Here is an 8,415-nt window from a genome sequence, read left to right on the forward strand (position 1 = left end):
CCACGAGAAGAGACCCCGCTGCTCGACGGGAGCAGCGGGGTCTCTTCGGATTCGTCGAATATCGATCAGAGCGACAGCTCCGGCTTCAGGCGGGCCGGGGTCCACACCTGCTGGCGCCAGGCGGCGATGGTGCTGAGCAGCAGCGCTGCGACGAGGTAGCTCGCCAGCACCGCCACCGAGGTGCCCACCGAGGCCATGTCGCCGCCGTAGATCAGGTGGCGCAGGCCGGAGACCACGTAGCCCAGCGGGAGCACCTGGTGCAGCGGGTGCAGCGGTTCCGGGATGGTCTGCCACGGGAACGTGCCGCCCGCGGTGACCAGCTGCAGCACCAGCACGACCAGCGCGATGAACTTGCCCTTCGGGCCGAACGCGGCGTTGAGCGCGTGCACGATCGCGGTGAACGCGAACGAGGTCAGCACCAGGAAGCCCACCGTCTGCCACGGGTTGGCCGGCTGCACGCCCACCGCGTAGACCACGACCACGTACAGCAGGATCGCCTGCACGAAGCCGACGATCGCGGCCGGCAGCCAGCCGCCGAGCGCGACGCGCCACGGCGCGACCCCGGCCGCCAGCGCGCGGCTGGACAGCGGCCGCATCAGCAGGAACAGCACGAAACCGCCGACCCACAGCGCCAGGCCCATGAAGTAGGGGGCCAGCCCGGCACCGTAGGTGTCGGCCTTGACCTGGGCCATGGTGTCGATGGCGACCGGGTCGCCGATGGTGTCCGCGGTGGCGTCGCGGGTCGGCTCGTCCGGGTTGGGGATGTCGTTGACGCCCTTGCCCAGCTCGGTGGCCAGCGTGCTGGAGCCGTCCTTGAGCTGCCCCGAGCCGTCGTGCAGCTGGGTGGCACCGCCGGCCAGCTGGTCGGCGCCCTCGCTGAGCTTCTTGGTGCCGGTGACGGCCTGCTGCTCGCCGTCGCGCAGCTGCTTGGCGCCGTCGTCGAGCTTGTTCGCGCCGGTCGCGAGCTGGTCGATGCCGTCGGTCAGGGCGGGCATCGCGTTGGCCAGCTGGCGGTTGCCGTCGGCCACCTGGCGGGAACCGTCGGCCAGCTTGCGCAGCTGCCCGACCTGGCCCTGCACCTTGCCGTTGGCATCGGTGATCGGGCTGTTGAGGTCGTCGAGCCCGGAGGTCACCTTCTCGATGACGTCCTCGTCCACCCCGGCCTTGCGCAGCTGGTCGGCGATGCGGCTCTTGGCGTCGTCGAGGTGGTCCACGACGTCCTGGGACACGCTGCCCAGCGATTCGGCCTTGCTGGCCAGCTGCTCGTTGCCCGCGGCGACCTGCTCGGCGCCGTCGGCCAGCTTCGCGGTCTGGCTCGGCAGCGGAGCGGTCTTCTGCTGCAGCTGCGACAGCCCACCGCGCAGCTGACCAGTGCCGTCGGCGAGCTGCGTCGCTCCGTTGGCGAGCTGGCGCTGGCCGTCGAGCAGCTGGTGCGCACCGGCCGACAGCTGCGCGGAGCCCTCCTGGGCCTGGCCGAGCCCGTCGTAGAGCTGCCCGGCACCGTCGGCGAGCTGGCCTGCGCCGTCCGCGGCTTCCTGCGTCTTGTCGTGCACCGTGGCGAACCCGAGCAGGAACTGCTTGGCCGCCTCGGTGCCCGCGCTGCGGGCGACGCCCTTGCTCACCTCGGAGGCGACCTTGTCGGCGATGGTGCCGACGATGTAGTTGTTCGCGTCGTTGGTGACCAGCTGCAGCTTGGCCTGGCGGGGCTCGAAGTCGCTGGGGGAGAGCAGCGCCGCGGAGAAGTCCCGCGGCACCACGAGGGCGAAGGTGTACTCGCCGGTGGACACGCCCTGCCGGGCGCTGAGCTCGTCGGTGCGCGACCAGTTGAACGTGCCGGAGTCCACCAGCTCCTGGTAGACGTCCTGGCCCGCGTCGAGCCGGGTGCCGTCCTCGCGGTCCGCCCCGGTGTCGTCGATGACCACCGCGGCGGGCACCGAATCGAGCTTCCCGTAGGGATCCCAGTTCGCGTAGATGTACATGGCGCCGTACAGCAGCGGTACCAGGGTGACCGCCAGCAGCGCCAGCTTGGGCAGCTTGCCGGAGGTGAGCCGGCGCAACTCGGTTGCGGCGAGCCGGAGACTAGTCATCGCTAGGGCCTTCAGTGAAATCCGATGTGGACAGTTCGGGGTTGTCTGCGCCGACGCGAGCGGGCGTGACGCCCAGCTTGTCGGCCGAGTGCGGGGAGCAGAGCGCGATCACGGCCATGCCGCGTTCGGCCTGGCGCACGGCCAGCTCGTACCAGCCGAGCGGCTCGCTGCCGTGGCGGTCCGGGCAGTCCAGGACCAGTGCTTTCGTGTCGCGGCGTTCGCAGGCGAGCTCGATCAGCAGTTTCGTGCGCTCGAAAGCGGGGAGGTTCTCGAAGCGCTCGTCCGCGTCGTACTCGCGCGTCGACAGCCAGCTGCGGACCTTGCGCCGGGTGGACCACTTGCCAGCGAGCGTCAGGCCCTCGGCGATGACGTCGCGCACGGCGATCGAGCCGTCTGGTTCGGTTATCTCCGGCGCGTCGACGACCGCGACCTGCTTGCGCAGTGCGCCGGGGTCGAGCGCGCCGTCCAAGCGGACGGTGCCCTTGCTGGGGCGCAGCCGACCGGACAGCACCAGCGCGAGTGCGGTGCGCCCGGAGTTCGGGTCACCGGTCACCAGCAGCGCTTGACCGCTGCGCACGCGCAGCGAGGTGGGGCCCAGCAGGGGTCCGTGCGCTCCGTTGACCTCGACGCCGGTGGCGACGATTTCCAAGCCGACTCCTCGACTCTCACGGCTGGTGCACCGGCCCGCGCAACGCGGTGGCCGGGCGCACCTCCCACATGGTCCACAGCGGTCGGTAGCCCTGTCGGGGCCAGAACACCGAGGACAGCGGGTTGGGCGGGTTGTAGTACAGGAAGCTGCCGATGACTCCGGCGCGCACGAACTCCTCGTGCACCGCGGTCATCAACTGCTGGCCGACGCCGGTTCCGCGGTCCTGCTCGCGAACCGACACGCAGTTGACGTAGGCCCAGGTGCCGGGGCGGAGCCGGTGGCCGGCAGACGGCCGGTCAGCGTCGACCCAGCCGCACTCGGCCACCGCGACCGGAGTGCCACCCCGTTCCGCGAGCCAGACCGGATCGCTGGAGTGCAGTCGCACGTGGGCAGCGGTCCGCTTCAGCTGCGGGGCGTCGGGGCGGTACGTCGAGGAACCGACCAGGGCGGCGTATTCGAGCTCCAGGAGGGTGAGTTCGACGACGGCGTCCAAGTCGGCCGGTCCGGCGCGACGTACAGTTACGGTACCAGATAGTTCCGTAAATTCGCACGGCGGAGTGGGAGGGCGCACAGCGAGACAGGACAAAGGGGTGAAACCGCCGTCCAGCAATGCTTTTGCGGCGAGAACGTCCCGGCTCGGCCACGTCACCAAGCACGTCGAATCGCGCTCCGGAGCGCGATTCGCGACCAGCCACTCCCGCCATGCCGCGAGCAGCGCTTCCATTCCTCCCCGGGAGTGCTCGCCGATCAGCGGGAACAGCTCGAAGACGGAACTGGGCTGCCACAGGCTCTGCACCGAGCCGGGCGGGTTCGACGTCCGCGCGATGATCCCGGCGACCGCGTCCCCGCCGGCGGTTCGCGCCACCAGCGGCTCGCCTTGCGGCACGGGGTAACCGTCCGGCAGCTGGGGGTCCAGCGCGGCGAACCGGGCGCACTGCGTCCGCAGTAGCTCTTGCGCAGTCGCCACGGCTGCTCCTCGACGAGGGGACGGTTCGCGGCACATCGAACCAGGACTCGCGAGAACCTTCAGCGCGAAGCGCGGTCCGCGCAGTCGAGATCACATCCTGGCTCCGCGGGTGATCGTCGAGTCCGCCGCAAATTCCATTGAAATCGGACATTCGATTTCAATGGAATTTGCGGCGGAATGCTCGGAGCGGACGAATATCCGGACATATCCGGCGATCTTCGGGTGTTGCGGGTGGAAATCGCGGAACCGTTGTCGGGAGATTGCCGCGGGGAGGTTCCGTCAGGCGTCGAGAGTGCAGACGAAGATCGCCGTGCCGGGGAAGTAGCGGCCGCGCAGCGGGCTCCACTGGCCCCAGACCTCGGTGTGCCCTTCCGGCCACTCCGGCTCGATCATGTCGACCAGGTTCAGCCCGGCGCCCGACAGCGCGCGGACGTAGTCGCCGAGCGTGCGGTGGTGCTCGACGTAGGTCGCGCGGCCGTTGCCGTCGATCTCCAGGTACGGCGTGCGGTCGAAGTAGGACTGGGTGACGGTCAGTCCGGTCGGTCCCGGATCGTCGGGGAAGATCCAGCGCATCGGGTGCGTCACCGAGAACACCCACCGGCCGCCGGGCCGGACCACCCGCGCGACTTCGCGGAACACCGCGCCGACGTCGGCCACGAACGGCACCCCGCCGAACGCGGAGCAGGCCAGGTCGAACGAATCGGTGGCGAAGGGCAAGCAGTCCGCGCTGGCCTGGACCAGCGGCACGTCGGTCCCGCTCCGCCGCCCGCCCTCGACGGCGTGCCGCAGCATGCCCGCCGAGATGTCCAGCCCGACCGGCAGCGCGCCCTGGTCGGCCAGCCAGCGCGAGCAGGACGCCGCGCCGCAGCCGACTTCCAGCACCCGCTTGCCGCGCACGTCGCCGAGCAGCCCGGCGTGCTCCTCGCGCAGCCGCTCGGGGCACCAGACGAAATCGCTCACGCCGAGGAACTCGCCGTGCTCCGCGTGGTAGTCGTCGGCGTCGGCGTCCCACCAGAGCCGGTTCGCGGCCCGGGACTCCACCGCCCCGACGGTGCGCTTGCTCACACCTACCGTGCCCAAGGTGTGCTCCGCGGAGCTACCCTGGACTTCTGCGTGCTCGGGGTCGTCGGCTCGTGTCAAGGGTTCTCCCCGCCGATAGTGGGTACTGCTCGGACGTGAAGCATTGTGGTCGTCCGGCACCGCCTGCTCGTCGGGGCTACCGCGGTTTGCCTGGCGATCGAGAGAGCGCGTACGATACCGCCCGCGCCGTGGGTCTTCCGCCGTCGCCGTCGCCGAGCCGGGTCGCACCCGGTGGAGCGAGGGGTTTCGGGGGAGTCGGAGCTCGTGGTCCAGCCGCCGGTTGGGCCTGGGGTCGGACGCCCGCAGCGCACTGAAACGCAGAACCAGCGACCAAACTATCCGTACCGGAGCAACCCACCTGATGTCCACCGACACCACCACCGTCCCGACTGCAGCCGCCACCAAGCCGCAGGTCGCAGTGAACGACGTCGGGACGGAGGAGGACTTCCTCGCCGCCGTCGACCAGACCATCAAGTACTTCAACGATGGGGACATTGTTGAGGGCACCATCGTCAAGGTCGACCGTGACGAGGTGCTGCTTGACATCGGCTACAAGACCGAGGGCGTCATCCCGTCCCGCGAGCTGTCGATCAAGCACGACGTCGATCCCGCCGAGGTCGTCACCGTCGGCGACTTCGTCGAGGCCCTCGTCCTCCAGAAGGAGGACAAGGAAGGCCGGCTGATCCTCTCCAAGAAGCGTGCGCAGTACGAGCGCGCCTGGGGCACCATCGAGGAGCTCAAGGAGAAGGACGAGCCCGTGCGCGGCACCGTCATCGAGGTCGTCAAGGGCGGCCTCATCCTCGACATCGGGCTGCGCGGCTTCCTGCCTGCGTCCCTGGTCGAGATGCGCCGCGTCCGCGACCTGCAGCCCTACGTGGGCCGCGAGCTCGAGGCCAAGATCATCGAGCTGGACAAGAACCGCAACAACGTGGTCCTGTCCCGTCGCGCCTGGCTGGAGCAGACCCAGTCCGAGGTCCGCAGCGAGTTCCTCAACCAGCTGCAGAAGGGCCAGGTCCGCAAGGGCGTCGTGTCCTCCATCGTCAACTTCGGTGCGTTCGTCGACCTCGGTGGCGTTGACGGTCTGGTGCACGTCTCGGAGCTGTCCTGGAAGCACATCGACCACCCGTCCGAGGTCGTCGAGGTCGGCCAGGAAGTCACCGTCGAGGTCCTTGACGTGGACATGGACCGCGAGCGCGTCTCCCTGTCGCTGAAGGCGACCCAGGAAGACCCGTGGCGCCAGTTCGCCCGCACCCACGCGATCGGTCAGATCGTGCCGGGCAAGGTCACCAAGCTGGTTCCGTTCGGTGCGTTCGTCCGCGTCGACGAGGGCATCGAGGGCCTGGTCCACATCTCCGAGCTGGCCGAGCGCCACGTGGAGATCCCGGAGCAGGTCGTCCAGGTCGGCGACGAGGTCATGATCAAGGTCATCGACATCGACCTCGAGCGCCGTCGCATCTCGCTGTCGCTGAAGCAGGCCAACGAGGGCTTCAGCCCGGACTCGGAGTTCGACCCCACCCAGTACGGGATGGCGGCCGAGTACGACAACGAGGGCAACTACATCTACCCCGAGGGCTTCGACCCGGAGACCCAGGAGTGGACCGAGGGCTACGAGACCCAGCGCGAGGAGTGGGAGCGCCAGTACGCCGAGGCGCACACCCGCTACGAGAAGCACATCGCGCAGATCGCCAAGGCCCGCCAGGCCGACGCGGAGGCCGCTGCGGCCGCCGCTGCCGGTGGTGGCGAGGAGTCGGCGACCGGCGGTGGCAACTACTCGTCGGCCTCCAGCGACGAGCAGGACAGCGGTTCGCTGGCCAGCGACGCGCAGCTGGCTGCGCTGCGGGAGAAGCTCTCCGGCGGTGCGTGAGCTTGACGCCTGACGGCTGAAGCGCAGCGGCCCCGCACCTTCCGAGGTGCGGGGCCGCTTTTCGTTCCGGGTGGTCCCGGCCAGGCGGGTCGGCTGGCAAGATGGGCCACGTGTTGCGGGTGGGATTGAGCGGTGGAATCGGGTCGGGCAAGTCGACGGTGGCCCGGCGGTTGGTGGAGCTCGGCGCGGTGCTCGTCGACGCCGACGTGCTGGCCCGGGAGGTCGTGCAGCCGGGCAGCCCGGGTCTGGCGGAGATCGTCGAGCGGTTCGGCGAGGACGTGCTGGACGCCGACGGCGCGTTGAACCGCCCCGCGCTGGCGGCCAAGGCCTTCGCCAGCGATCAGGCCCGAGCGGACCTCAACGCCATCACGCACCCCAAGATCCACGCCCTGACCGCCGAGCGGATGGCGCAGGCGCCCGAGGACGCGGTGGTGGTGCACGACGTGCCGCTGCTGGTGGAAGCCGGCTACGCGCCGAACTACCACCTCGTGATCATCGTCGACGCGCCCGAGGACGAGCGCGTGCAGCGGCTGGTGGGTCGCGGGCTGACCGAGCAGGACGCCCGCGCGCGCATCGCCGCGCAGGCCACCACCGAGCAGCGGCGCGAGGTCGCCGACGTGTGGCTGGACAACAGCGGCCCCGTCGACGAGGTCATCGCCCAGGTCGACGCGCTGTGGCGGGACCGCCTGGTGCCCTTCGAGGAGAACGTGCGGCTGCGCCGCCGCCCGCCGAAGCGCGCACCGCGGCTGGTCGATCCGAACCCGGACTGGCCGCGCCAGGCCCGCTGCTTGATCGACCGGGTCGAGCGGGCTGCGGGGGACAAGGCCGTGCGCGTCGACCACGTCGGCTCGACCTCGGTCCCGGGCCTGCCCGCCAAGGACATCCTCGACCTCCAGCTCACGGTCCGGTCCTTGGCGGACGCCGACGAGCTCGCCGATTCCCTCGCCGATGCGGGTTTCCCGCAGATCCCGGAGATCGACGGCGACACCCCGCACGACTTCGCACCGGACCCGGAGCTCTGGAAGAAGCGCATCCACGTCTCGGCGGACCCGGCCCGCTACGTGAACCTCCACGTCCGAGCGGACGGAACCCCGGGCCAGCGAGTGGCCCTCCTGTTCCCGGCCTGGCTGCGCGCGAACGAAGAGGCCCGCGCCGACTACCTGGCCCTGAAGCGAGAAGTCGCGGAAGCCCACGCGACCGACCCGAACCACGACGCCTACGCGGACGCCAAAGAACCCTGGTTCGCCGAAGCCCTCCCCAAAGCCTGGACCTGGGCGGAAGAAACCAGCTGGACCCCGTGATCCAAGACCGTTGGGCGCCCCGAGTCCTCAGAGGACTCGGGGCGCCCATCTCGTGGTTGGTACGGGTGGGAGCGGGGTCTGGGAGGATGCCCGCCCCCACCCGGTTCATGGAGCCGATCGGAGGATGTCGGCGATCTCGGTGTAGCCGTCGCTTTCCGCGTGCTCGAGGGCGGTGACGCCGTTGCGGTCGCGTATGTGCACGTCGGCACCTGCGTCCACCAGCGTTCGCACGGCCTGCTGGTAGCGCTCGCTGCCGTCGCCGAGGACCACCGCTTCCAGCAGGGCCGTCCAGCCGAGGTCGTTCACGTGGTTCACGTCGATCCCGGTGCGCACCGCTGCCCGGATGTACTCGACGTGGCCGTGCTCTCCGGCCGGGATCAGCGCCGTGCCGCCGTAGCGGTTGGTCAGGGCGAAGTCCGGGTGGGCGGGGAGCAGGGCTTCCAGCATGCCGACGCTGCCCGTCACCC

7 protein-coding genes are annotated in these 8,415 nt (G+C 70.1%); 2 read left to right on the forward strand and 5 right to left on the reverse strand.

Annotated features, from left to right (window positions below):
* Positions 1–65: 65 nt before the first annotated feature.
* From OU415_RS31710 to OU415_RS31725, 4 genes are all read right to left on the reverse strand, one after another.
* A complete protein-coding gene (locus tag OU415_RS31710) occupies positions 66–2,087 on the reverse strand; it encodes a YhgE/Pip domain-containing protein (protein ID WP_270953163.1) in 2,022 nt (673 codons plus the stop codon).
* Positions 2,080–2,736: a hypothetical protein gene (locus tag OU415_RS31715; RefSeq protein ID WP_270953164.1), complete on the reverse strand. Its 657-nt coding sequence runs from the start codon at positions 2,734–2,736 to the stop codon at positions 2,080–2,082. Before OU415_RS31715 ends, OU415_RS31710 begins: the two co-directional genes overlap by 8 nt.
* A gap of 16 nt (positions 2,737–2,752) precedes the next feature.
* A complete protein-coding gene (locus OU415_RS31720; RefSeq protein WP_270953165.1) occupies positions 2,753–3,703 on the reverse strand; it encodes a GNAT family N-acetyltransferase in 951 nt (316 codons plus the stop codon).
* Between the two features lie 279 nt (positions 3,704–3,982).
* Positions 3,983–4,843, reverse strand: a complete 861-nt coding sequence (locus OU415_RS31725) for a class I SAM-dependent methyltransferase (protein ID WP_270953167.1) — start codon at positions 4,841–4,843, stop codon at positions 3,983–3,985.
* Positions 4,844–5,144: 301 nt separating this feature from the next.
* Here OU415_RS31725 and rpsA point away from each other — a divergent pair, with 301 nt between their 5' ends.
* Together rpsA and coaE are read left to right on the forward strand one after the other, a co-directional pair.
* Positions 5,145–6,647 carry a 30S ribosomal protein S1 gene (gene rpsA / locus OU415_RS31730; RefSeq protein WP_270953168.1) on the forward strand — a complete coding sequence of 501 codons (1,503 nt, stop codon included), beginning with the start codon at positions 5,145–5,147 and terminating at the stop codon, positions 6,645–6,647.
* A 110-nt stretch (positions 6,648–6,757) separates the two neighbouring features.
* The gene (gene coaE, locus OU415_RS31735; protein ID WP_270953169.1) at positions 6,758–7,948 is read left to right on the forward strand and encodes a dephospho-CoA kinase; all 1,191 of its coding nucleotides are present in this window, start codon (positions 6,758–6,760) and stop codon (positions 7,946–7,948) included.
* 105 nt (positions 7,949–8,053) lie between these two features.
* Here the strand turns inward: coaE and OU415_RS31740 are convergent.
* Positions 8,054–8,415 (reverse strand): ankyrin repeat domain-containing protein (locus OU415_RS31740; RefSeq protein WP_270953170.1); only part of this gene is annotated, 362 nt, incomplete at its 5' end.

This window comes from Saccharopolyspora oryzae (assembly GCF_027853915.1).
GTDB classification, from domain to species: domain Bacteria; phylum Actinomycetota; class Actinomycetes; order Mycobacteriales; family Pseudonocardiaceae; genus Saccharopolyspora; species Saccharopolyspora oryzae.